The 22,827-nt window shown below is 70.2% G+C and carries 21 protein-coding genes; 16 read left to right on the top strand and 5 right to left on the bottom strand.

Features of this window, described 5'->3' with window-relative positions; all coding sequences use genetic code 11:
- Positions 1-42 precede the first annotated feature (42 nt).
- Positions 43-1,626 (top strand): hypothetical protein, encoded by a 1,584-nt coding sequence (locus AOM46_RS14670; protein WP_062211169.1) that lies wholly within the window; start codon positions 43-45, stop codon positions 1,624-1,626.
- Positions 1,627-1,711: 85 nt separating this feature from the next.
- Here the strand turns inward: AOM46_RS14670 and AOM46_RS14665 are convergent, their stop codons facing one another.
- Positions 1,712-2,332 carry a TetR/AcrR family transcriptional regulator gene (locus AOM46_RS14665; protein ID WP_062211166.1) on the bottom strand — a complete coding sequence of 207 codons (621 nt, stop codon included), beginning with the start codon at positions 2,330-2,332 and terminating at the stop codon, positions 1,712-1,714.
- A gap of 81 nt (positions 2,333-2,413) precedes the next feature.
- Between AOM46_RS14665 and AOM46_RS34040 the strand changes: the two genes are divergently transcribed.
- From AOM46_RS34040 to AOM46_RS14650, 4 genes are all read left to right on the top strand, one after another.
- On the top strand, positions 2,414-2,608 hold the full coding sequence (locus AOM46_RS34040; protein ID WP_158920436.1) for a hypothetical protein: 195 nt from the start codon (positions 2,414-2,416) through the stop codon (positions 2,606-2,608).
- A gap of 246 nt (positions 2,609-2,854) precedes the next feature.
- Positions 2,855-3,499, top strand: a complete 645-nt coding sequence (locus tag AOM46_RS14660) for an SRPBCC domain-containing protein (protein WP_062211164.1) — start codon at positions 2,855-2,857, stop codon at positions 3,497-3,499.
- A 147-nt stretch (positions 3,500-3,646) separates the two neighbouring features.
- Entirely contained in the window at positions 3,647-4,564 is a 918-nt protein-coding gene (locus AOM46_RS14655) for an aminoglycoside phosphotransferase family protein (RefSeq protein WP_234313785.1), read from the top strand.
- Between the two features lie 170 nt (positions 4,565-4,734).
- Positions 4,735-5,070: a hypothetical protein gene (locus AOM46_RS14650; RefSeq protein ID WP_062211158.1), complete on the top strand. Its 336-nt coding sequence runs from the start codon at positions 4,735-4,737 to the stop codon at positions 5,068-5,070.
- A 103-nt stretch (positions 5,071-5,173) separates the two neighbouring features.
- On the opposite strand, the gene AOM46_RS14645 is transcribed toward AOM46_RS14650, so the two are convergent.
- Both AOM46_RS14645 and AOM46_RS14640 read right to left on the bottom strand, forming a co-directional pair.
- Positions 5,174-5,368, bottom strand: a complete 195-nt coding sequence (locus tag AOM46_RS14645) for a DUF397 domain-containing protein (RefSeq protein ID WP_062211155.1) — start codon at positions 5,366-5,368, stop codon at positions 5,174-5,176.
- Positions 5,365-6,192, bottom strand: coding sequence for a helix-turn-helix transcriptional regulator (locus AOM46_RS14640; protein ID WP_062211152.1), 828 nt, complete (start codon positions 6,190-6,192; stop codon positions 5,365-5,367). Before AOM46_RS14640 ends, AOM46_RS14645 begins: the two co-directional genes overlap by 4 nt.
- A 419-nt stretch (positions 6,193-6,611) precedes the next feature.
- Here AOM46_RS14640 and AOM46_RS34035 point away from each other — a divergent pair, with 419 nt between their 5' ends.
- From AOM46_RS34035 to AOM46_RS14590, 11 genes are all read left to right on the top strand, one after another.
- Positions 6,612-6,788 carry a hypothetical protein gene (locus AOM46_RS34035; protein WP_158920434.1) on the top strand — a complete coding sequence of 59 codons (177 nt, stop codon included), beginning with the start codon at positions 6,612-6,614 and terminating at the stop codon, positions 6,786-6,788.
- A gap of 698 nt (positions 6,789-7,486) precedes the next feature.
- Complete coding sequence (locus AOM46_RS14635; RefSeq protein ID WP_062211149.1) at positions 7,487-8,698, top strand: hypothetical protein; 1,212 nt, start codon at positions 7,487-7,489, stop codon at positions 8,696-8,698.
- 258 nt (positions 8,699-8,956) lie between these two features.
- Complete coding sequence (locus AOM46_RS14630) at positions 8,957-9,757, top strand: GntR family transcriptional regulator (RefSeq protein ID WP_078856830.1); 801 nt, start codon at positions 8,957-8,959, stop codon at positions 9,755-9,757.
- On the top strand, positions 9,754-10,671 hold the full coding sequence (locus AOM46_RS14625; RefSeq protein ID WP_062211146.1) for a dihydrodipicolinate synthase family protein: 918 nt from the start codon (positions 9,754-9,756) through the stop codon (positions 10,669-10,671). Before AOM46_RS14630 ends, AOM46_RS14625 begins: the two co-directional genes overlap by 4 nt.
- Entirely contained in the window at positions 10,668-12,449 is a 1,782-nt protein-coding gene (gene araD, locus AOM46_RS14620) for an L-arabinonate dehydratase (protein WP_062211143.1), read from the top strand. The genes AOM46_RS14625 and araD overlap by 4 nt, the downstream gene beginning before the upstream one ends.
- A gap of 110 nt (positions 12,450-12,559) precedes the next feature.
- Positions 12,560-13,486: a carbohydrate ABC transporter permease gene (locus AOM46_RS14615; RefSeq protein WP_062211140.1), complete on the top strand. Its 927-nt coding sequence runs from the start codon at positions 12,560-12,562 to the stop codon at positions 13,484-13,486.
- Positions 13,483-14,376: a carbohydrate ABC transporter permease gene (locus AOM46_RS14610; protein ID WP_062211138.1), complete on the top strand. Its 894-nt coding sequence runs from the start codon at positions 13,483-13,485 to the stop codon at positions 14,374-14,376. Before AOM46_RS14615 ends, AOM46_RS14610 begins: the two co-directional genes overlap by 4 nt.
- On the top strand, positions 14,373-15,530 hold the full coding sequence (locus tag AOM46_RS14605) for a Gfo/Idh/MocA family protein (protein WP_062211135.1): 1,158 nt from the start codon (positions 14,373-14,375) through the stop codon (positions 15,528-15,530). The genes AOM46_RS14610 and AOM46_RS14605 overlap by 4 nt, the downstream gene beginning before the upstream one ends.
- Before the next feature lie 64 nt (positions 15,531-15,594).
- A complete protein-coding gene (locus AOM46_RS14600) occupies positions 15,595-16,920 on the top strand; it encodes a sugar ABC transporter substrate-binding protein (RefSeq protein WP_062211132.1) in 1,326 nt (441 codons plus the stop codon).
- Positions 16,921-17,082: 162 nt separating this feature from the next.
- The gene (locus tag AOM46_RS14595; protein WP_078856829.1) at positions 17,083-18,531 is read left to right on the top strand and encodes a polysaccharide lyase family 1 protein; all 1,449 of its coding nucleotides are present in this window, start codon (positions 17,083-17,085) and stop codon (positions 18,529-18,531) included.
- Positions 18,532-18,534: 3 nt separating this feature from the next.
- Positions 18,535-19,671 carry a serine hydrolase domain-containing protein gene (locus AOM46_RS14590; protein ID WP_062211129.1) on the top strand — a complete coding sequence of 379 codons (1,137 nt, stop codon included), beginning with the start codon at positions 18,535-18,537 and terminating at the stop codon, positions 19,669-19,671.
- Between the two features lie 74 nt (positions 19,672-19,745).
- On the opposite strand, the gene AOM46_RS14585 is transcribed toward AOM46_RS14590, so the two are convergent.
- Both AOM46_RS14585 and AOM46_RS14580 read right to left on the bottom strand, forming a co-directional pair.
- Positions 19,746-21,101 carry an NtaA/DmoA family FMN-dependent monooxygenase gene (locus AOM46_RS14585; protein ID WP_062211126.1) on the bottom strand — a complete coding sequence of 452 codons (1,356 nt, stop codon included), beginning with the start codon at positions 21,099-21,101 and terminating at the stop codon, positions 19,746-19,748.
- A 39-nt stretch (positions 21,102-21,140) separates the two neighbouring features.
- Positions 21,141-22,379 (bottom strand): LLM class flavin-dependent oxidoreductase, encoded by a 1,239-nt coding sequence (locus AOM46_RS14580; RefSeq protein WP_234313784.1) that lies wholly within the window; start codon positions 22,377-22,379, stop codon positions 21,141-21,143.
- Positions 22,380-22,827 lie beyond the last annotated feature (448 nt).

The following is a 22,827-nucleotide window of genomic DNA, read 5'->3' as shown; positions in this document are numbered from 1 at the left end:
AACCGCCGGCGGGGTCAACCCCTGCCCGAGGAGTTCGCCTTCATGTCGCTCGCCCCCGGGGACGACCGTCCCGCCATGCCGCCCGTACGGCTGCCGTCCGAGGCCGAGTTGGCCAGGGAGGCGCTTGCCGCTCCGCTGCTCTCCCGAGCCGTATGGCTGGCCAGGTGGGTCGGCGAGGGCACTCCGGTGGGCGCCGGAGGCGAGTTGCTTGCCCCGGCGCTCAGCGAGGCCGTTCATGAACTGGGCCTCACCGGTACGCCCGATGGCGAGGCGGAGGTGGTCGAGGCATGGAACTTCGCCGTGGACACCGGCCTGGTCTCCATCACCGAGACCGGCGACCTCCCGGCGGGCGGAACCGGCCAGGCCAGGTCCCTGGTCGAGCACGAGGACCATCCGGCCGTCGGCGTCGCCACGGCGGACGAGGAGCTGGCCCGGCTCGTCGACGGCGCCCCCGAGGACATCCTCGACCTGTGGGCCGACGGTCTGGACGCGGTGCTCTCCGATGTCGCCACCCCTTCGTTCGAGGAGCTGCTGGGCGAAGTCGAGGGGCTGGAGGGCCTGTTCGGCGAGGACGGCCAACTCGCCCCGGACGCCATCGATCTGGACGCCCTCGACTGGGATCCGGAGGCCGAGGCCGGGCTGCTGGACAGCGTGTTGGGCAACCTCTACGTCTTCGGCGTCACCGACCAGGACGGCCAGGCCGCCTCCCTGCTGCCGCTGCCCATGATCGCCGCCGCCACGCTCCTCCCGGAGGAGATGGAGGAGTTGACCGACGAGGCGTTCGAGGATGTGTCGGCCCTGGTGGTGCGGCTGGACGAGCAGTTCCGCGTGCTGGCGGACACCGGACTGCTGGAGTACCACCCGATGGACGATTCGGTGGTCGGCGGTGACGAGGAGAACGACGAGGACGACGAGTCCGCCGAGGGGCTGCAGGACATCGGCGACGAGGATCTGGACGATCCGAGCCGCTACGGCCAGGTGCGGCTGACCCCGCTCGGCTTCTACGGCGTGCGCCGGCGGATGCGGGAGGTGGGGCTCGATGTGCCGCTGGTCGGGGAGTTGGCCGACGCGCCGGCCGGCGCACTCCTGGACGCCCTCACCGAACGTCCGCCGTCGGCGGTGACGGAGGAGGCCGAACTGTGGCTCGCCGGTCGTGAACCGGTCGCCGCCGCCGAGGAGTTGCTGGCCGCGGCGCGTGGCGCCGACCCGGCGGGCCCCGGCCGGCGGCTGGGCTGCCAGCTGACCCTCGCGCTGCTGGACGCGAGCGCCGAGCCGGCCCTGCGCGCGGTGCTGGACGACGCCGAACTCGGCGGCCTGGCCCGCGTCTGGCTGGCCGAGCGCGGCGCCGCCGATGTGCCGCCGCCGTCGGAGGAGCTGGTCTTCTGGCTGACCATCGACACCCTGGCGGCCCAGCTGGGCACCGGGGCCGAGGAGGATGACCTTCCCGAGCTGCGCGAGCTGGTGACCGGCCTGGTGGATCAGCACAGCGAGTTCTTCGACCGGGCCTGGCGCACCGACCACCCGGCCACGGCCGATGTCCTGGAGGCCGTCGGCCGGATGCACCCGGACCGCCAGCTCGCCAAGCAGGCGCGCAAGGCTGCGTTCAAGGCCCGGTCCCGAGGCTGAGCCGGCCCCGGGGCTGAGCCGGTCCCGGGGCTGATCCGTTGGCGGGGCTGAGCCTGCACGAGGGCGCCTCGGGGTGCGCCGCCCTTCAGGGCGCGTGGTCGGTGCTCCCCGCGAGCGCCGCCCCGACCAGGGTCTCCGCCGCGTCGAGGGTCGCCCGGGCGGCATCGTCGGCGTCCGCGAGCGCGGTGGCGACGATGGCGCCCTCGTGCAGGCTCAGCAACTGCACGGCCAGGGTGTCGGCAGGCGAGGGCCGCACGCCGGCCTCGATCAGCCGATCACGGAAGAACGCCCGTAGCCATTTCTTCTCATCGCTGATCACCTTCCGCCCAGGATGATCAGGATCCGGAAGTTCGGCGAAGGCGTTCACAAAGCTGCACCCTCGATCCGATTCGGCCAGCCAGGTGGGCAGCACCGCGAACGGGACCAGCATCCGGCGGACGGCGTCCTCTCCCTCTGCCGCCAGCCCGGCCTCGATGAGATCACGCCAGCGGCGGTCCCTGGTCTCCAGGTAGGCGGTCAGCAGGTTGTCCTTGGAGCCGAACCTGTTGTACAGCGTGCGCTTGGTGACCCCCGATTCGGCCGCGATGGTGTCCACCCCCACGGCGTGGATGCCCCGCCGGTAGAACAGCTCCGACGCGACATCGAGAATGCGCCGGGCACCCGGCGTGAGGCTTGTGACGTCCATACCCGACGAGTCACTGGGCATGGTGCGTATCCCCCCTTGCGTTTACAGATCTGTCTACTACGATTTCAAGTAGCTTTACAGATCAGTATATGAGGAGCTGAGATGAGGCGGACGTCCCTGCCTTTGGGCGCCTTTGTGCGCGAGTTCTTCCGTGGTGTGCACACCGGTCACGCCATCCGACACGGTGTCCTCGGCGGCGCAGGCGGCCGGCCGCCAAGCGCCCGGAAGATGCCGCCGGCCGCCGGCGTCGCCGACGGTGGACGGGGCGAGACCGCCGGCGGGGCCCTCGACGCCTGACCGGGCACCACTTTGCCGGGGCGACCCCGACCGAGGTGGGCGGGGGAAGCGCCGCCGCGCCGACCGCCCGGTGCTGGCCCGGCCCACCGGGGATCACTACCGTGGCCGCCGTGCACGCACGCGAGGTACCGGGCCCAGCCGCCCGCCGACGGACCCCGGAGCCCCCCGCCACCGGCCGCCGAAGCGCCGTCCCCCCGGGCTCCGGGCCCGCCCCCGAGCGCCCCGTGCGAGGAAGGGCGCCGCACGATGGCCGCTCTCGTTGACGCCGTCCTCGCCGTTCGGCGTGAGGCCCGGCACCGTACCGATCCCGCCGGCGACGCCGTCACCATCGCGCTCCGCCGCTCCCTGGACGCCACCCAGGAGAACGTCTGGCACGCCTGTGTCACCCCCGAACGCCTCGTCCACTGGCTGGGCCCGGTGACCGGGGACATCCGCGAGGACGGCGCCTTCCAACTGGAGGGCGGTGCCCGGGGCAAGGTCCTGCGCTGTGCCCGACCGGGGCTGCTCCAGGTCAGCTGGGTCGACGACGAACAGCTGCGGGCGCTCGACGCCGACGACAGCTCCGAGGTCACCCTGCGGCTGAGCGCCGCCGGCTATGGCGCCACCCTCCTGGAGCTGGAGCACACCATCCACGCGCCCGCCGGCTGGGACCGCTATGGCCCCGGGGTCGCCGGTATCCGCTGGGACCTCGGCCTGCTGGGCCTCGCCCGCCATCTGGCCGGGCGTGAACTCGCCGATATCGCCGCCTTTCCGAGCAGCCCCGAGGGCCGCACCTTTGTCACCGACACCAGTCAGCGCTGGCGCGCCGTCCACGCGGCCTCCGGCGCCCCCGCCGTGCGGGCGCGCGAGGCGGCGGCCAGATCCGCCGCGTTCTTCCTGCCGGAGGCATAGCTCCCCGACGCCGTGCCGGGCGTCACCGCTCTAGGCTGCCGCCATGGCCCTCCTCGTCAACGCCGCCGTGTCCGGTCGCCGATGAGCGACACGCCAATTCCCGGTCCCACCCCGGGCGTTACCGAGCCGGCGCCGGAGGCCGGCCCCGTGCCCGAGCGCTTCCCGGCGGACGAGGACCTGGTGCGTCGGCTGGTGGCGACGCAGTTCCCCCAGTGGGACGGGCTGCCGATCCGGCGGGTGGCGAACGAGGGGTGGGACAACCGGACGTTCCACCTCGGCGACGCCCTGTCGGTCCGCCTGCCGAGCGCGGCGCCCTATGCCCTGGCGGTGGAGAAGGAGCACCGCTGGCTGCCGGTGTTCGCGTCGAGCCTGCCACTGCCCGTCCCCGTGCCGCTGGCGAAGGGCGTGCCCGGGGAGGGCTATCCCCATGTCTGGTCCGTCTACCGGTGGTTGGACGGCGAGCCGGCGAGCGCGGCGGGGATCGCCGATCCCCTCTCGTTCGCCGTGGATCTCGCGGCGTTTCTGGCCGTGCTGCGCGGCCTCGACGCCTCGGACGGGCCGCCCCCGGGACAGCACAACTGGTTCAGGGGCGGGCCGTTGCGCACCTATGACGGCGAGACCCGCCGCGCCCTGGCCGCGCTGGACGGCCACGCGGACACCGAACCCCTGCGTGGCGTCTGGGAGACGGCGCTGCGGGCCGAATGGGACGGGCGGCCGGTCTGGTTCCACGGGGATGTGGCCATGGGCAACCTCCTGGTGCGGAACGGGGCGCTCGCCGGAGTGATCGACTTCGGAACGTGCGGTGTCGGCGATCCGGCCTGCGATCTGCCCATCGCCTGGACGCTGTTTTCCGGCCAGAGCCGCGCGGCCTTCCGCGAGCGTCTCGCCGTCGACGCGGGAACCTGGGCGCGGGGGCGGGGCTGGGCCCTGTGGAAGTCCCTTGTCGCCTGGGCCGGTTCGCTGCCGACCGGCGGGGGAGACGATCCCGCGCGGGGGCCGGAGGCACGGGGGCGGGAGGCGCGGCGGATCGTCGACGAGATCGTCGCCGACCACTACCGCCCCTGACACCTGCCGGGAGGGACCTCTCCGCATCTCTGTCGCGAAGCCCCCGACTCTTTTTCCAACCACTCTCGCTTTTCTCCCAACTTTTCTCCGCTGTGGGCTTCCCCAGACTACCCCAAAACTGTTACTCTCAGTTACGAGAGGTGACTCAAGGGAGCTCGGTGGGGGGAAAGATGGTCGAGTTGGGATCCATGGCGGTGGCCGCCATGGTGTGGATCTTCCGCAGTGTCGGTGGTCGGTCCGAGGCCGCGCCGGATCAGGCGTTGGAGGCGGCCCTGGGGCGTCTGCGGGCCACGGTCCAGGCGCAGTTGGGGTCGGATCCGGCGCTGGTCCGTCTGGAGACGGAGGCGGTCGAGGGGGCCCCGGCGCCCAGCGAGCAGACGCGGCGGCGGGTGGTGGGAGCCCTGGAGGCGGCGGGCAGCCGAGATGCCGCCTTCGCCGCGAAGTTACGACGCGCCGTGCTGGAGGTCCAGCAGACGGCGGCGAGCCAACGGCGCCTGACGGTATAGCAGTTGGTTGACACCGAGAGCGCACGGTCGAGCGCCGAGGCCGCCGACGCTGGCGCAACTCGGCCTGTGCGTGGGCGGCTCGGGGCCTGTCGGGAGTCGTGGGTCAGCGTTTGGTCAGATCGACGAAGGCGGACCAGCTTGCGGTGGGGAAGGCGAGTGTGGGGCCGTGGGGGTTCTTGCTGTCGCGCACGGGGACCTCTTCCGGTACGCCATCCGCGACCTCCAGGCATTCACCACCGTTGGGGCCGCTGTAGCTGCTGCGGCGCCAGGCATGTGTCAGGGGATGACTGTTGGTCATGAAGCATATTCCTTGAGTGTGGAGCCCAGCAGGCTCACCGAGTCGTCGGGCGAGAGCGCAACCGCCTTGAGCAGATCGTATGCCCAGTTGCTCGCCTTCACATCGTCTGGCTCGGCCAACAAATGGCCACGTGGGAAGGCGTCCACGTGGACCACGTCGCCACTGTCCTGGAAGCCGAGAATGACGAACGGTCCACCCGAGCCAGCGTGCACCGTAACCTCGCGAGGGATGATCTGGATGACATGAGCGGGATTCTCGGCGAAGGTGAGCAACCTTTCCAACTGGCCCCGCATGATGCTGGGTCCGCCCACCTCGCGATGGATCACCCCCTCTTCGAGGATCACCCACACCTCGGGCGCATTGGCCCGTTCCAGGATGCGCTGGCGGTCCATCCGAGCGTCCACCAGGTCGTCCAGTATCCGGGGGCGGCCCGCCCGTAGTACGGCTCGCGCGTAGTCCTCGGTCTGAAGGAGTCCGGGGACCAAGTAGGGGTGGGACAGCCGAACGGAGTTGGCGCGCATTTCCAACTCGACGTAGGGCCGGAACCACGCGGGGAACGCGTACTTGATGACCAGGGGCCACAGGCGTGTGAACCGACCATGGGCGTCGAAGAGGCGATCGCAGGTCTCCGCGAACCGGAACGAGGGAACCCGCTTGGCGGTCTCGATCTTCTGAACGAGTGTGTGGTGGCAGGGGACTTCGGCAGCCAAGTCCATCTGGGTCACCTGGTGGCGCTCGCGCTCCAGGCGGACTTCCATGCCGAAGTGCGCCAGGGTCGAGGCGTTGGGGTCGGTCGGATCATCGCCGTCATGTTCGGCTGGCATATGCGTTTCCTTAAGACGAATCAACTTGTCTAACGACAGCGCCAGTTGTCTGCCTGAATGGTATGGCAACGGCCACCCCCGTTCGGCAAGGTATTGGAAAGTGGGCGAACCAGCCCGGGGTGAGACGAACGTGCGAATCCTCGGGTCGGGTATCCCGATGCGGGAAACAAGCCTCATGGGCCCGAAAACCAAGGAGACAGGCGTGTGATCACCTACCTACGTCGCGACCAGATTGATCTGGAGTATGGCCAGGACGAACCCCTTCGGCGTGTTTCCGGAGCGGAAGAGCCTGTTCGCCGGCACGGGATCGGCGTGACCGGAGAGCAGCCTGAGAGGCCGGCCCAGACCCCCGATACGCTGCCAGTTCACGAGGAAGCGGGCCGACAGGGCGCTTCCCGCTGCCGCGAGGGGGACTCCTCGTGCTGATCTATCTCCACGACACCGATCTGGACTACGCCTACGACGAGACTGATCCCGAGGGGCTGGTCGCCGAGTTCCAGGAGATTGCTGATAGTCGCGGCATCAAGGTTGTCAGTACCGGTCTGAGTATGAGCTTTGTGGAAGTCCTCAGTCGAATCCACTTGAAGGTGGAGTGAGTCGACCGCCGTGACCGGGAGACCCCCTGCCAACGTTCCTTCGGTGGGGGGTCTCCCGTTGCGAGTGAATAGCCCCGGCCCGCGCCCTTCGCGGATTTCGATTCGGCGCCGGCGCGTTGCGAATGTGTCGCATGGCTGGTTCAACTGTGTTGCCCCCGGGGTCGGTGCGGGGCGTCAGTGGTTCCCGAGAGGCGGTCCGTTGCCGCCCCACCCCCCCGCCGACACCGGCCAGACGTCCGCCCGCCCGGCCGGCGACGGTGGGCCGGTTCCGGGTCGCGCGCCCCGAACACTCCGCCCGCTTGCCGTTGTTATTGACGTGCCCCGGGGGTAGCGGCATACTCGCCGCCAGTCAGCAAGCGCTTACCCCCAGTCGAGCCCACGGCTTCGTCGGCATGGCGCCCGCGATGCCCCGACTCCCCGGTGTGGCCCGCGAGTTCGAATCCCCGACCTCGTGTGCCGTGTTTCTGAACCGGCGAGTCACCGCACCACCGCCGGCAACACCAGCACCACCGTCGAATCACCGAGATGCAGGTCCCTGGACGAGGACGGTCTCAGCATGAATCGATTCACGCAACGCCCTGGCGCTGGCCGGTCCCCTGGCGTCCGCCGGCCCCGGGCGTTACTCGGCGCTCCCGGTCGGTGTGGGCCCGGCCCGGTGGCGAGGCGTTTGCTCCCCAACCCCCCACGAGGAGTCAACGATGGGAACCAGAGCCGCTTCTATTGGTAACCGACGCAAACTCACCCTGTTCGCATCCGCCCTGCTCGCGCTGGTGACCGGCGCCGCGACGCTGACCGGTTCGGCGCATGCCACCCCTGCCGCCCCCGCCGCCCCCGCCGTCAGCCCCGCCCCCGCCGCCGACCCCGGCACGTTGGCCTGTGGCGACGGCAGTTACCAGGCCGAGGCCGTACGGAACGGCAACACCTGGACCGCGCCCGGCTATTCGGGAACGGACATGCTGTCCGCGATGCGGGCGGCCGTCAACAGCCTCGATCCGGGTCGCACCAGCAAACAGGCGGTGGTGGTGCGCGGTTCGGGTTCGGTTCCGGGCAACCAGTCGCTCGACCTGCCCAGTCATACGGTGCTGGATGTGTGCGGCAGCATCGATGTGACCGGGTCCGTCGGCGCCAACCACGCGCCGGTGCGGATCAGGAACGCCAGCTCCGTCGAGGTGCGCCATCTCCAGGTCACCGGCGCCCCGTACTTCGGTGTCTTTGTCCGGAACGGCACGGATATCGCCCTGGGGCAGATCGATATGCGTCTCTCCGGCGGGCTCGGCATCCGGATCGACAACCACGACAACCGTAATGTCCGCACCCGCAATGTTCGCATCGACAATGTCTTCGTCTCCGGCAGCGGCAGCCATGCCGTGGAGACCTACGGGGTGGACGGGCTGACCATCGGCACGGTCACCGCCAGGAACACCGGCGAGTCCGGTCTGCTGCTCAACGACACCATCAATGCCACCGTCGACCTGGTGGACGGCGAGGGCACCGGCGCCGGAACCGGCTACGCCGCGTTCCGGATGGCCAACCGCAACGGACGAATCGGCGACAGCTACCCGGTCAACATCCGGGTCGGCGAGGTCCTCGCCAGGGGCGGTGGACGTGGGATCTTCTGCGTCTCGGAGAGCGGCGGAGCGGAGATCGGTCGGATCACCATCGCCAACACCGGCAGCAACGCCATCCTGATCGAGAACTGCTACAACGTGAACCTCGCGACCAACGGGGGGACGGTCCAGGGGCCGGGCGACATCCGCATCGCGGCCCGGACGGAGTTCGCCAACACCCGTGACATCACGCTTCAGAACCTCACGATCACCAACTCGGCCCTCAACGAGAACCCCTGTGGCAGCAACATCACCTATCGGAACCTGACGTTCAACAACTCGCCGCGCAACACCTGCAGTTGATCCGGACGGGTCGGTAGGGCCGCGTCGGCGGCCCACCGTCCTGCCCCGTCGAGCGGGCGCCTCGCCGAGGCGCCCGCTCCGACGTGTGCCCGGGCGGGGTGCCTCCGCAAACGGCGGCGTCGGCGGCGAGTTTTGTCAGAAGTGTTGACGCCGGCCGGGCACGGTCCTAACTTCATCGGGCCGCACGTCGTACGCCATATGTCATATACGAGATGCCATATGCGAGCACTGAGACCCGAGAACCGAGGGCCATCCCGCATGAACGCACCCCTGTCCGGCGCCGCCCCGGTGCCCATCCCCTCCCGGACGCAGTTCGTCCTGGAGCACCTGACGCACGCCATCCTCACCGGAGGGTTGGCGCCCGGGACCGCTCTGGTGGAGACCGAACTCGCGGCCCAGTTCGGGGTCTCCAAGACCCCGGTGCGGGAGGCGCTCAAGACCCTGGCGGGTCGGGGTCTTGTGGTGATGAGCGAGTACAAGGGGGCCGCCGTCCGCACCGTGGACGCGGACATGGCCAGGGCGATCTACGACGTCAGACTGCTGCTGGAGCCGGAGGCCATGCGCCGGGCGGTGAACCGGTCGGCCGCGTTGGCCGCCGCGCACGCCGCGCTGACCCGGGCCGACTCCGCCGTCGACAGCGCCGAACGTTCGCTGGCCAACCGGGACTTCCACCGCGCGCTCTATCTGCCGTGCGGGAATCCGCTGCTGGTGCGGATGTTGGACGATCTGCGCGATCAGGCCGCGCTGGTCTCGTCGTTCGTCTGGCAGACCGTTCCCACCTGGGAGCGGGAGGCGGAGGAGCATCGCGCGATTCTGGCCGCCGCCGAGGCCGGGGACGCCGACCGGGCGGGCGAGTTGCTGAGCGAGCACATCAGGGGCTTTGTCAACCGTGCGTTCCCGGGCCAGGCGGACACCGAGGCCGCCGACACCGAGACAACCCGGACAGAAGCCCCGGCGCGAGGCCCGGCAGCCGCGGGGACGACGGACGGGGCGAGGGGCGGGAGGACGGCCGAGCGTGCGCGAACCGCGCGGGCCGTGGAACGAGAGGGGCGGTCATGACCGATTTCGCACGCCAACGCGAGGCGTTGGCCGATGTGGTGGCGATTCCCGTCACCCCGTTTACCGAGAACGACCAGTTCGATCAGGAGAGTTATCGCATTCTGCTGCGGCGTCTTCTGACGTCCGGCGTGCAAGCGCTTACCCCCAACGGCAACACGAGCGAGTTCTACTCCCTCACCGCCGAGGAGCGTCGCAGCGAGGTCGAGCTGACGGTGACCGAGGTCGTCGCGGCCGGTACCGGGGCGCAGATCCTGGTCGGGGTGGGGCAGGACATGGGCACGGCCGTGTCCGCCTCGTTGGAGGCGCGCGCGGCGGGCGCGCAGATGGTGATGGTGCACCAGCCGGTTCATCCCTATGTCTCCCAGGAGGGTTGGCTGGCCTATCACCGGGGCATCGCGGAGGCCGTCCCCGAGCTGGGCGTTGTGCCCTATATCCGCAATCCGGCCATCGAGGGCGCGACGATCGCCCGGCTCGGTGCCGACTGCCCCAATGTGATCGGGGTGAAGTACGCGGTGCCCGATCCGGTGCGCTTCGCCTCGGTCGCGCGGGACGCGGGGCTGGAACGTTTCGTCTGGGTGGCCGGTCTGGCCGAACTCTCCGCGCCCTCCTACTTCGCCTCGGGCGCCACCGGCTTCACCTCGGGCCTGGTCAATGTGGCCCCCGCCGTCTCGCTCGCCATGCGGGACGCGTTGCGCGCCGGGGACTATCCGGCCGCGATGCGGGTCTGGGAGCTGATCCGGCCCTTCGAGGAGCTGCGCGCGCGGGGGCAGTCGGCGAACAACGTGACGGTGGTGAAGGAGGCGCTTGCCGCGCTCGACCTCTGCCGTCGCGAGGTCCGTCCGCCCAGTTCGACGTTGGCCCCCGAGGAGCGGGCCGATGTCGTGGCGATGTTGGAAGGGTGGGAGCTGCCATGAGCGCCGATTCGGAGGCGAAGCGGTCCCCGGACGAAACGGGCGGCGCCGGTCAACGGCGGTTGACCAGCGAGGAGTTGCGCAGCCACCAGTGGTACGGCACCGACGGGCTCCGCTCGTTCAGCCACCGGGCGCGCACCAGACAGCTCGGCTATCTGCCCGAGGAGCACCTCGGCAAGCCAGTGATCGCGATCGTGAACACCTGGTCGGATATCAATCCCTGCCACCAGCATCTGCGGGAGCGGGCCGAGGCCGTGAAACGGGGGGTGTGGCAGGCCGGCGGATTCCCGCTGGAGTTCCCGGTCGCGACGCTGTCGGAAACGTTCCAGAAGCCGACCCCGATGCTCTATCGCAACCTGCTCTCGCTGGAGACGGAGGAGCTGCTGCGCTCCTATCCGGTGGACGGCGCGGTGCTGTTGGGGGGCTGCGACAAGACGACACCCGCGCTGTTGATGGGCGCGGCCAGTGTCGATCTGCCGACCGTCTTCGTGCCGGCCGGGCCGATGCTGCGCGGGCACTGGCGTGGCGAGACGCTGGGCTCGGGCACCGACATGTGGAAGTACTGGGACGAGAAGCGGGCCGGGCGGATCGGTGACCGGGAGCTGTCCGAGCTGGAATGCGGACTGGCGCGCTCGCCCGGCACCTGTATGACCATGGGCACCGCCTCCACCATGGCCTCGGCCGCCGAGGCACTTGGGGTGACGATGCCGGGGGCCGCTGCCATTCCGGCGGTCGACTCCGCGCACAGCAGGATGGCCGCGTCGGCGGGGCGGCGGATCGTCGAGCTGGTCTGGACGGACGCCCGGCTCTCCCGTTTCCTCACGGCCGAGGCGTACGAGGACGCGGTGGCCACCGTGATGGCGCTGGGCGGTTCGACCAATGCCGTGATCCATCTGATCGCGATGGCCGGCCGCTCTCATGTCCCGTTGGATCTGGCCGACTTCGACCGGATCGCCCGCCGGGTGCCGGTGCTGGCCGATCTCCGGCCCGGTGGCCGTTTCCTGATGGAGGACTTCTACTACGCCGGCGGGCTGCCCACGCTGCTCGCCCGGCTGGGCGAGGAACAGCTGCATCTGGATCGGCCGACCGTGGCCCATGACTCGATGCGGGAGCAGCTGGCGACCGCCGCCACGCACGATGCCGAGGTGATCCGCTTCCAGGACGCACCCCTCGCCGAGCAGGGCGGACTGGCGGTGCTGCATGGCAATCTCGCCCCCGACGGCGCGGTGATCAAGCACATCTCCGCCGATCCCGAGCTCCACCGACACACGGGCCCCGCCGTGGTGTTCGACGACTACCGCACCATGCAGGCCACCATCAACGAACCGGCCCTCGGCATCACCCCGGACAGCGTCCTGGTGCTGCGCGGTTCGGGCCCCTTGGGCGGCCCGGGGATGCCCGAGTACGGAATGTTGCCCATCCCCGACTATCTGCTGAAACAGGGCGTCACCGACATGGTGCGCCTCTCCGACGCCCGGATGAGCGGCACCAGCTATGGCGCCTGCGTGCTGCACATAGCGCCCGAATCGCATGTGGGCGGGCCGCTTGCCCTGGTCCAGGACGGCGATCTGATCACCCTCGACGTGGCCGCGCGCACCTTGCGCCTCGAAGTGGACGACGCCGAACTGGACCGCCGCCGGGCCGAGTGGACCCCGCCGGCTCCCCGCTACGGCCGGGGGTTCGGGGCGCTCTATCAGGAACACATCACCCAGGCCGACACCGGCTGTGATTTCGCCTTCCTCTCCCGGGAGGGAGAGGTCCCCGGGCCCTACGCGGGCTAGCCCGGCGGATCGGATCCGATCCGCCCCGTCCACAACCGACCCGGGGTTCGCCACCCCCTCGCGGGAGCGCTTCCACGCGCTTGCCGCCCGTCGAGAACGGAGAAGCGGTCATGGCCGACGCCGTAAGGGAACGGACCCGGCCGCGGCGCCGCCGTGCCGGACGTTCCCCACGTTCGCTGCCCTACCTGCTGCTCGCGCCCGCCGGCCTTCTGATGCTGGGCTTTATCGCCTACCCGATCATCAGCGTCATCTATTACAGCCTGCAGAACTACAACGTCACCAAGCCCTGGCGAAACGGGTTCGCCGGTCTTGACAACTTCCGGGAGATCTTCACCGACGACCCGTTCTTCTGGGAAACCCTGGCCTTCAGCGCCCGGTGGGTTCTCGTGGAGGTCTCGCTCCAGCTGGTGTTCGGTCTGGCACTGGCCCTGATCATCAACCAGACCTTTGTCGGCCGAGGGGTCGCCCGGGCGCTGGTCTTCTCTCCCTGGGCGGTGTCCGGGGTGTTGACCAGCACCATCTGGATTCTTCTGTACAACCCCTCGACCGGGCTGAGCCGCTATCTGGCGGATGCCGGGATCGGGGAGTACGGAACGTCGGTCCTGGCCAATCCGGGAACGGCCTTCTGGGGGGCGGTGATCGCCGAACTCTGGCGCGGTGTACCGTTCTTCGCCATTCTGATCCTGGCCGATCTGCAGTCGGTCTCCAAGGACCTCTACGAGGCGGCCTCGGTGGACGGGGCGAGCCGTATCCGGCAGTTCTTCCATATCACTCTGCCGCATCTGCGGGACGCCATCGTGCTGTCCACGCTGCTCCGCGCGGTCTGGGAGTTCAACAATGTCGACCTGCTCTACACCCTGACCAACGGGGGGCCGGCGGGATCGACCACGACGCTGCCTCTCTATGTCGCCCAGACCGGAATCCACGGTAACGAGTTCGGCTATGCGGCGGCATTGACCACGGTGGCCTTTGTGATCCTTCTGTTCTGTTCGATCGTCTATCTGCGCCTGAGCAAGTTCGGAGGCGACGACAAGTGACCGCCGCACTCACGGAGTCGAAGGAAGCCGCCGCCGCGCCCGTGCCCCCGCCCCCCTCCGGGCGTCGGCGGCGCAGGTCGCTGGACGAGCCACCGCGCTGGCAGATCTATGTTCCGCTCGGGGTCTATCTGCTGTTCACGCTGATCCCGTTCTACTGGATGCTGTTGTTCGCGCTGCGCGAGCCTGGCTCGGACTCGTTGGTGCCCTGGCCCATCACCGGGGAACACTTCGCCAAGGTGTGGAACGAGCGTGGCTTCGACACCTATTTCGTCAACAGCATGTATGTCGGTATCGCGTCGATGCTGATGACCCTGCTGGTGGCTCTCTCCGGTGGCTATGCGCTGGCCAGGTTCAAGTTCCGGATGCGGATGCCCTTCATGCTGGCGCTGCTCTGCTCGCAGTTCATTCCGGGCGCGCTGATGCTGGTGCCGCTCTTCGAGATCTTCCGCGAACTCCAGCTGCTGAACTCCCTGTGGAGCGTGATCCTCGCCGAGACGGTGTTCCAGCTGCCGCTCTCGATGATTCTGATCAGTGGCTTCATCCGGAATGTGCCACCCAGTCTTGAGGAGGCCGCCTGGGTCGACGGGTGCAGCCGCCTCCGCGCCTTTCTCGCCGTGGTGTTGCCACTGCTGCGCCCCGGATTGATCGCGGTCGGTTCCTTCGCCTTCGTGCACAGCTGGAACCACTTCCTGTTCGCGCTGATGTTCCTCAACTCGCAGGACAAGCAGACCATTCCCGTCGGGCTGAACTCCCTGCTCGGTTCGGACAGTGTCGATCTGGGCGCTCTGGCGGCCGGTGGCGTGGTGGCCGCCGTGCCGGTGGTGATCGTGTTCGCCTTTATCCAGCGCTGGTTGATCACCGGCTTCAGCGCGGGGGCGGTCAAGGGATGAGCGCGCCCGTCACGCTGGTGTTGGCCGGTGCCCGCGGGCACGGTCACTGGCACCTGTCCAATATCCGCCGGTTGACCGCCGCCGGACTGGTGCGGCTGGTCGGCGTCTGCGAGTTGACGCCGCTGGCGCCGGAGGAGCTGGAAGGTCTCGGCAGCCCGGAGCAGTCCGATGATCTGGCCACGCTGCTGGACCGTACCGGCGCCGAGATCGCGATCGTCTGCACCCCCATCCACACCCATGCCGAGCTGGGGCTGATCGCCGCCGCACGGGGCGTGCACCTGCTGCTGGAGAAGCCGCCCACGCCCTCGCTGGACGCCTTCCACCAGCTGCGGCGGGGCCTTGAGGAGGCCGGCACCGCCTGTCAGATCGGCTTCCAGTCGCTGGGCTCCGGCGCGATCGACCACATCAGGGGCCTGATCGCGAAGGGCGCCGTCGGCCGGGTCACCGGACTTGGCGCGGCCGGCGCCTGGGTGCGCGAGGAGGCGTACTGGCGGCGCGCGCCCTGGGGCGGACTGCGCCGCCTGGACGGGAGGGACGTGGTGGACGGGGTGTTGACCAACCCGCTCGCCCACGCCGTGGCCACCGCGCTGCGGATCGCCGACGCCGACCGGGCCGACGATCTGGCCGGGATCGAGCTGGAGCTGTACCGGATCAACGACATCGCGGCCGACGACACCTCCTGCGCCAGGCTCACCACCACCTCCGGCGGCCGGATCGTCACGGCGGTGACGCTCTGCGCCGAACGCCCGGGGGAGCCGTCCGTGGTGGTGCACGGCGACGAGGGCCGGATCACGTTCTGGTACAAGGCCGACCGGGTGCTGCTGGAGCGGCCGGGCCGGCCGCCGGTGACCACCGAGCATCCGCGTACCGACCTGCTGGCCAACCTGGTCGCCCATCTGCGGGAGGGCGCACCGCTGTTGGTGCCGCCGGAACGGACCGGCGGCTTCATGCGGCTGGTCGAGGCGGTCCGCACCGCGCCCGATCCGGTGCGGCTGGCGCCGGAGCACTGGCAGGTGCTGCCCGGCGAACACGGGCCGCGCCGGGTGCTGCCCGGCATCGACCAGCTGACGGCGGACGGCGCCGACCGACTGGCCCTCTACTCCGAGTTGGGCGCCCCCTGGGCGTCCCCGGAACATGTAACGCATCGTGACTGAACTGACAACTATAGGTAACCGCAGCTAGCGATCCGCGATATACCGCAGCACAGGGAGAAGTCGTATGAGAGCAAAGTGGACCCGTGGCGCCACTGTCGTCGCCACCGGGCTGGTCCTCGCCGTCACCGCCACCGCCTGTAGCGACTCCGGCGACGACGGCGGTGCCGAGGGGGAGGGCGCAGGCAAGATCGTTTTCTGGGACAACAACGGCGGTGCCCGCACCGACATCTGGAACGAGATCATCGACGCGTTCGAGGACGAACACCCCGATATCGAGGTGGAGTACGTCGGGGTGCCGATCGCCGATGTGCAGTCCAAGTACGACGCCGCGATCCAGGGCGGCAGCGGCCTGCCCGACGTGGGCGGCGTCTCCACGTCCTATCTCGCCAATCTCGTCGCCCAGGGCGCGCTCGACCCGCTGGACGAGCGGCTTGCCGAGAGCAGCCTCGCCGACGAGCTGGCGCCCAACATGCTGCAGAGCGTCCGCTCCACCGTGGGCGGGGGTGACGAGCTGTTCTCCGTGCCCACCTCGGCCAACCAGGGGGTGCTCTGGTACCGCACGGACCTCTTCGCGGAGGCCGGGCTTGAGCCGCCCACCACCTGGGACAACTTCTTCACCGCCGCCGAGGCGCTGACCGACCGTGGCAACAACGCGTTCGGCTTCACCCTCAGGGGCGGTGAGGGCTCCATCGCGCAAGCCCTGGACATGATGTACGCGCAGTCCGGCATCGACAGCTTCTGGAACGGCGACGAGACCACGGTCAACGACCCGGCGAACGTCGAGGCGTTGGAGCGGTATGTCGGGCTCTATGGCGCGGCCACCCCGGAGGCCGACCTCAACAGCGACTTCACCAACATGGTCGCCACCTTCACCGGTGGTTCGGTCGGCATGCTGCAGCACAACCTCGGCTCCTACGGGGACCACACGGCCGCCTTCGGCGAGGGCGTGGTGGACGGGCTGCCGATGCCCACAGACGAGGAGGGCGGCAACCACACCTTTGTGTCCAACCCGGTGGACGGCCTCGGCCTCTTCCGGTCCAGCGACAACAAGGCCGCCGCCTGGGAGTTCATCGAGTTCGCGGCCTCGCACGCCATGAACAGCCGCTGGAACGAGTCGGCCGGCCAGATACCGGCCAACACCGAGGTGATGAACGATCCGTGGATCGCCCAGGCGCCGCCCACCCAGGCCGCCGTCGAAGCGCTCTACGACGAGAACACCACCATCGTCCAGCTGCCCTACTACCTGCCCGACTGGAACGACATCACCAAGGCCGGCACCGAGCCGAACTTCCAGCGGCTGCTGCTGGGCGAGATAACCGCCCAGGAGTTCGCCGACGACCTGGCGGAGCAGCTCAACGAGGCCCAGGCGGAGTGGCTGGAACAGCGCTGACCGCCCCCGGGGCCGGCCTCGGCGGGACGACGATGCCCGGCCGGCCCCACCGCTCCACCCGCGCCTTCTTCCGAAGTCCGCTGTGTTTTCCGGGGCTTCCCGGGGTTTCCCGGGGCTCCCGGAGTTGTCCACCATCCCTGTTCCCCTCTCATGGGAGTCGCCATGTCCGAAGAGAGAACCCAAGACACCAGAACCAACGGCAGATCCCACGGCCGAGCCGGTGCCCGATCCGCCGGCAGGTCCCGGCTGCTGCCCGTGGTCGCCACGGCCGGCTGCGCCGCGCTCGCGCTGGTCGCCCTGCCGCCGCAGGCCAACGCGTCGTCCGACGCGGCCGATGAGACGTCGTTCGACGAGGTGTCCGCCGCGTCGTTCGGGGTCTGGCCCGGCTCCGGTCACCGCCTGGAGCAGGGCGTGCTGCCGGCACGCGACGGCTGGGGCTCGGCCGAGGGCGGGGTCACCGGCGGATCCGGAGCGCCGCGCGAGCGGGTCTTCACCGTCACCGACCGCGCCGAGTTGGCCGACGCTCTCGCCGCGCCGGGCGAGGGGCCCCGGATCATCCGCGTCCAGGGCGCCATCGACGCCAACACCGACGCCGACGGCAATGCGTTGAGCTGCGAGGACTACGCCACCGACGGATACAGCCTGGATGCCTATCTGGCCGCCTACGACCCGGAGACCTGGGGTCGCGACGAGGAGCCCAGCGGTCCGCAGGAAGAGGCCCGCCTCGCCTCCGCCGCGCTGCAGAAGGAACGCGTGGTGCTCTCCGTCCCCTCCCACACCACCATCGTGGGCGCCGGATCGGACGCCAGGCTGCTGGGCGCCACCCTGGACATCAGGGGCGTCGAGAACGTCATCGTCCGCAACCTGACCTTCGAGGACACCTTCGACTGCTTCCCCCAGTGGGACCCCACCGACGGCGAGTTCGGCGAGTGGAACTCCGAGTACGACAGCGCCGTGGTGTACGGCTCCCGCCATGTCTGGGTGGACCACAACACCTTCACCGACGGCCGCCGCCCGGACGCCGACCAACCGCGTTACTTCGGGCGGCTGTTTCAGCAGCACGACGGTCAACTCGACATCGTGCGCGGGGCGGACCTGGTGACGGTCAGCTGGAATGTCTTCACCGACCATGACAAGACGATCCTGCTCGGCAACTCCGACGGCGCCGCCGCCGACGACCGGGGCAAGCTGCGCACCACCTTCCACCACAACCTCTTCCACAACGTCAACGAGCGTGCGCCGCGCGTCCGTTACGGCCAGGTGGACGTCTACAACAACCACTACCGGCAGGACGCCGGCGTCCCCTACGGCTACAGCTGGGGCATAGGCATCGAGTCGGCCCTGGTCGCCGAGTACAACGCCTTCACGCTGCCGGCGGAGATCACTCCGGACCGCGCGATACACCAGTGGACCGCGAACACCGGGATGACCGAGCACGGCAACCGCGTCAACGGGCGCTCCGTCGATCTGCTGGGCGCCTTCCAGGCGGCCAACCCGGAGCACACCCTGGGCGACGACGCGGGCTGGCGTCCGGAGTTGCGGCGCTCGGTGCACCATCCGCTGCTGCTGCCCCTGCTGCTTGACATCCACGCCGGAGCCGGCCGACTGTGACGCATGGCAACTGAGACACCCGAGGTGAGCGGCGCCGCGACCGCCGCGTTCGAGCCGTTGCGCGCGGAGTTCGCGGCGCTGCTGGACGCGGATCCCGGGCACGCGGCGCAGCTCGCCGTCCATTTCCACGGCCGACAGGTGGTGGATCTGTGGGGCGGTCCCGATATCGAGGGGGACAGCCTGACCGGGGTCTTCTCCTCGACCAAGGGCATCGCCTTCCTGGTGGCCGCGCTGCTGGTGCGGCGCGGCCAGCTGGATGTGCGGCGCGAGGTCCGCAGCTACTGGCCGGAGTTCGCCGCCGGCGGCAAGGGCGGGATCAGCGTGCACGATCTGCTGGCCCACCGCGCCGGCGCGATCGGCACGAAGGACGGCTTCACCCCGGAGGAGCTGGCCGACGACGCGGCGCTGGCCGACCGGCTGGCCGGGCACCGCCCCTACTGGCATCCGGGCCGGGCCCACGGCTACCACTCCCTGACGGTGGGCGCGCTCACCGGCGAGATCGTCCGCCGGGTCTCCGGCCGCTCGTTGCGGGAGCTGTACGACGAGGAGATACGTGGGCCGCTGGGCATCGACTTCCACCTCGGCCTGCCCGAGGCCGAGGAGCCCAGGGTCCGCGGCATCCTCCCGGCCCCGCCGGGGGAGCCGGGAGCGGCCGAGCCGGCCGAGGCCCCGGACAGCCTCGGCGGCATCGCTGCCAACCGGCACCACCGTGGCGCGCCGACCGTGCTCCAGGAGCTGCCCAACTCCCGGCTCTTCCGGGCGGGTGGTCAGTCCTCGGCCGGTGGCGTCGCCTCCGCCCGGGGCCTGTCCCGCCTCTACGCGGCGGCGGTGCGGGGCGTCGAGGGCGCCAAGCCGCTGCTGGACGAGTCCACGGTGCGGCTCTGCGGGCTGCCGTACTCGGTCGGCCACGATCTGGTGCTCGACATGCACCGGGCCTACGGGCTGGGCTTCATGGTCGGCTTCCCCCACCTGCCGGCCGGCACCTTCGGTCATGACGGCGCGGGCGGTTCGGTCGCCTTCGCCTCGCCGAGCACGGGCCTGGCCTTCGGCTACACCCGCCGTGTCTTCGCCGGCGGCTCGGCCCCCGAGGCGGATCGGCTGGCAGCCGTGGCCCACGCCTGCGCCCTGCGCGCCGGCTGAGTACCCGCCCCGCGCCGAGCCGCCCGGGGTCGGTGGGGCGGGGCCACCGCCGCACCGACCCCGGGCGGGGGTCCTCAGCCGGGCGGCAGGCCGAGGTGGTCGCGCAGGGTGGTGCCGGTGTACTCGGTGCGCACCGAGCCCCGCTCCTGGAGCAGCGGGATCACCCGGTCGACGAACTCGTCGAGGCCGGTGGGGGTGAGGTGCGAGCCCAGGATGAAGCCGTCGGAGCCGTCGTTCTGGACGAAGGAGTCGAGCCGGTCGGCCACCTGCTCGGGCGTCCCGACGAACTCGGTGCGGGAGTAGAGGTGGATGGCCAGTTCGCGCAGCGAGTAGCCCTTCGCCTCGGCCAACTCCCGCCATTCCGCGACGGTCTGCCGCGCGTCCTGGTGGATGGTGGCGCGCCCCTGGATGACCTTGGGCCCGTTCACCTCCGGTTCCACGTCGGGCAGTGGCCCGTCCGGGTCGTAGCCGGAGAGGTCGCGGTTCCAGACCGACTCCAGCAGGATCTGCGCCGTCCGCCCGGTGACCTGCGTTCGGGCGATCTCCCGCTGTCGTTCGACGGCCTCCGCCTCGGTGTCGCCGAGCACAAAGGTCGCCGAGGGCAGCAGCTTCACCGCCCCGGGCGGCCGGCCCGCGGCGGCGGCGCGCCGGTGGATGTCCCGGTAGAAGTCCCGCGCCTCGTCCAGCCGGTGGTACGGCGAGAAGATGGCGTCGGCCCTGGCGGCCGCGAAGTCCCGGCCGTGGGGGGAGACACCGGCCTGGAGCACGACCGGCCTGCCCTGGGGCGAGCGCGGCGTGGTGAACCGCCCGGATATCTCGAACTGCTTGCCGCTGAACGCGAACCGGCCCGCCTCGGCGTGCTCGGCTCGCAGGAACCGGCCGCTCTCCTTGTCCGCCACGATGGCGTCCTCGGGCCAGGAGTCCCAGAGCTGACGCGCCACATGGATGAACTCGTCGGCCCGCACATAGCGGTCGTTCCGGTCCAGGAAGCCGCCCCGGCGGAAGTTCTGCCCGGTGAAGGCGTCGAACGAGGTGACCACGTTCCAGCCGGCGCGTCCGCCGGAGAGATGGTCGAGGCTGCTGAGCTGGCGGGCCAGTTCGTACGGTTCGTTGAAGGTCGCGTTGATGGTGCCGACCAGGCCGAGGTGTTCCGTCACGCCGGCCAGCGCGGCCAGCACGGGGAGGGTGTCGGGGCGGCCTACGACGTCCTGGTCGAAGAACTGCCCGAGCCGTTCACGGATGGCAAGCCCCTCGGCCAGGAAGAAGAAGTCGAACTTGCCGCGCTCGGCGGTCTGGGCCAGGTGTTGGAAGGAGGAGAACGCGATCTGGCTGCCGGCCTCCGGGGCCGACCAGACCGTGTGGTGGTTGACGCCGCTGAGGAAGGCGCCCAGGATGATCCGCTTGCGCGGCTGCCGGGATGGCTGGGGCATATCGCTGTCCAATCTCACGATCGCGCGGGGCGGATGGTCTCAACCGGCGGCGGTGGCATAGCGGTTGGCCGGGCGCGGCAGCCCGAGACGGGAGCGCAGCGTCTCCTCGCCGTAGGCGCTGCGGAAGGCGCCGCGTCGTTGCAGCTCCGGCACCAGCCGGTCGGCCACCGTGTCCAGGTCGTCGGGCAGCACCGCGGGCCGCAGCCGGTAGCCGGTCAGCCCGGCGCCCCGCCACTCCAGCAGGGTGTCCGCCAACTCCTCGGCGGTGCCGGTGAAGACGAGCGCGTCGCTGGCGAGCGAGGCGCCGGCCCGTTCGTCCAACCGGGCGAGCCGGTCCCGGGCCGCGGCGGCGGTGTCGGCGAGGACGACCAGCAGGTCGGCGAAGACATGGACGGTGTCCCGTTCGCGTCCGGCGGCGGCCTGTTCGGCGCGGATCTCCGCGACGATGGCGCGCGCCTGGTCCGCGTCGTGCGGCGTCACAAAGACCACGTCCGCCTGTCGGGCGCCCAGCCGGTAGGGGACGGTCGCGTGCGCCAGCACCGCCACCGGCGGCTGTCCCTGCGGTGGGCGGGGCACGATGGAGGGGCCGCGCACGCTGAACCAGCGGCCGTGGAAGTCGACGGTGTGCAGCTTGGCCCGGTCGATGAAGCGGCCGGTGGCGGCGTCCCTGATCTCGGCGTCGTCCTCCCAGCTGTCCCAGAGCCGCCGCACCACCTCGATGAAGTCCTCGGCCTCGGCGAAGTTGTCGCCGACAAAGGCGCGTACCGCCGGAGTGCCGGGGTCGGCGAGGCTGACCTCGCCCAGCTCCTTGCGTCCGAAGTGCGCGTTCTCCGCCGGGCGGGAGACCTGGGCCCGCCAGCCGGCGCGGCCGAGGCCGACATGGTCCAGGGTCGCGATGGCCTTGGAGACATGGAAGGGCTCGGTGTGGGTGGTGGTCGCGGTGGGGATCAGCCCGATGTGCCGGGTCAGCGGCGCGACCCTGGAGGCGATCAGCACCGCGTCCAGCCGGCCGCGCACCTGGTCGAGCCGGTTGTCGGGGCCGTCCGGCACGGTGGACTGGAGGGCGAGGGCGTCCTCGATGGTGACGAGGTCGAGCAGGCCCGCCTCGGCGGTGCGGACCAGATCGGCCCAGTAGCCGGCGGATGTCAACTCATCGGGGCGCGCCCGGGATTCACGCCAGGCGGCGGGGTGCCAGCCGGCGCCGTCCAGGGCGACGGCCAGGTGCAGGGGGGCGGAGCCGTTCGGGGGTGTGTGCGAAGACGTCAAAGCGGACCTCACAGGCCGACGGTTTCAACGGAAGCCGGACGAGCCGGCAGGGAAACGCGCGCTGTTGGCAGCGCGGAGCTGCCCCGAAGCGCCCGCACCGGAGCGCGCGGTGCGGTGCGGGGTGAAGTGGGAAGAGGAAAAGAAGAGGAAAAGGGCCTCGGCGGCCCTGGGCGTCGCTCAGCTACAGAGAGAGCTGGCGGAGCGGCACAGATCGATGGGCAGCTGTCGGGTCAGCCGACGGGACACGGCGGTCAACCGCGGTGCTCCCATGGTCGGTTCCCTTCGCCGGAGCCTGTGCGGACGGGGCCCGTACCGGCGGGGCCCGCCCATCGACATGTGGTGCTTTTCATGTGCTGCTCTTCGAGGCGCGCGGGCCGGGGAACAGCCCGTCAGAACCCACACGCCGAAAAAACGGTAACGCGGCGACGGGCCGGCTGTCCATGTGGCATCGGTCGCTGAC

This window comes from Streptomyces sp. NBRC 109706, assembly GCF_000974485.1.
Taxonomy (GTDB): domain Bacteria; phylum Actinomycetota; class Actinomycetes; order Streptomycetales; family Streptomycetaceae; genus Streptomyces.
Note: the sequence above shows the minus strand (reverse complement) of the source record. Positions and strands in the feature narration are given on the sequence as shown.

What these genes read in the sequence shown, in the direction of transcription:
- AOM46_RS34040 (WP_158920436.1), top strand. Translation starts at nt 2,414, where the DNA reads ATGAGGCGGACGTCCCTGCCTTTGGGCGCCTTTGTGCGCGAGTTCTTC.
- AOM46_RS14660 (WP_062211164.1), top strand. Translation starts at nt 2,855, where the DNA reads ATGGCCGCTCTCGTTGACGCCGTCCTCGCCGTTCGGCGTGAGGCCCGG.
- AOM46_RS14595 (WP_078856829.1), top strand. Translation starts at nt 17,083, where the DNA reads ATGTCCGAAGAGAGAACCCAAGACACCAGAACCAACGGCAGATCCCAC.
- AOM46_RS14670 (WP_062211169.1), top strand. Translation starts at nt 43, where the DNA reads ATGTCGCTCGCCCCCGGGGACGACCGTCCCGCCATGCCGCCCGTACGG.
- AOM46_RS14590 (WP_062211129.1), top strand. Translation starts at nt 18,535, where the DNA reads ATGGCAACTGAGACACCCGAGGTGAGCGGCGCCGCGACCGCCGCGTTC.
- araD (WP_062211143.1), top strand. Translation starts at nt 10,668, where the DNA reads ATGAGCGCCGATTCGGAGGCGAAGCGGTCCCCGGACGAAACGGGCGGC.
- AOM46_RS14615 (WP_062211140.1), top strand. Translation starts at nt 12,560, where the DNA reads ATGGCCGACGCCGTAAGGGAACGGACCCGGCCGCGGCGCCGCCGTGCC.
- AOM46_RS14635 (WP_062211149.1), top strand. Translation starts at nt 7,487, where the DNA reads ATGGGAACCAGAGCCGCTTCTATTGGTAACCGACGCAAACTCACCCTG.
- AOM46_RS14650 (WP_062211158.1), top strand. Translation starts at nt 4,735, where the DNA reads ATGGTCGAGTTGGGATCCATGGCGGTGGCCGCCATGGTGTGGATCTTC.
- AOM46_RS14630 (WP_078856830.1), top strand. Translation starts at nt 8,957, where the DNA reads ATGAACGCACCCCTGTCCGGCGCCGCCCCGGTGCCCATCCCCTCCCGG.
- AOM46_RS14640 (WP_062211152.1), bottom strand. Translation starts at nt 6,192, where the DNA reads ATGCCAGCCGAACATGACGGCGATGATCCGACCGACCCCAACGCCTCG.
- AOM46_RS14645 (WP_062211155.1), bottom strand. Translation starts at nt 5,368, where the DNA reads ATGACCAACAGTCATCCCCTGACACATGCCTGGCGCCGCAGCAGCTAC.
- AOM46_RS14625 (WP_062211146.1), top strand. Translation starts at nt 9,754, where the DNA reads ATGACCGATTTCGCACGCCAACGCGAGGCGTTGGCCGATGTGGTGGCG.
- AOM46_RS14600 (WP_062211132.1), top strand. Translation starts at nt 15,595, where the DNA reads ATGAGAGCAAAGTGGACCCGTGGCGCCACTGTCGTCGCCACCGGGCTG.
- AOM46_RS14585 (WP_062211126.1), bottom strand. Translation starts at nt 21,101, where the DNA reads ATGCCCCAGCCATCCCGGCAGCCGCGCAAGCGGATCATCCTGGGCGCC.
- AOM46_RS14665 (WP_062211166.1), bottom strand. Translation starts at nt 2,332, where the DNA reads ATGCCCAGTGACTCGTCGGGTATGGACGTCACAAGCCTCACGCCGGGT.
- AOM46_RS14605 (WP_062211135.1), top strand. Translation starts at nt 14,373, where the DNA reads ATGAGCGCGCCCGTCACGCTGGTGTTGGCCGGTGCCCGCGGGCACGGT.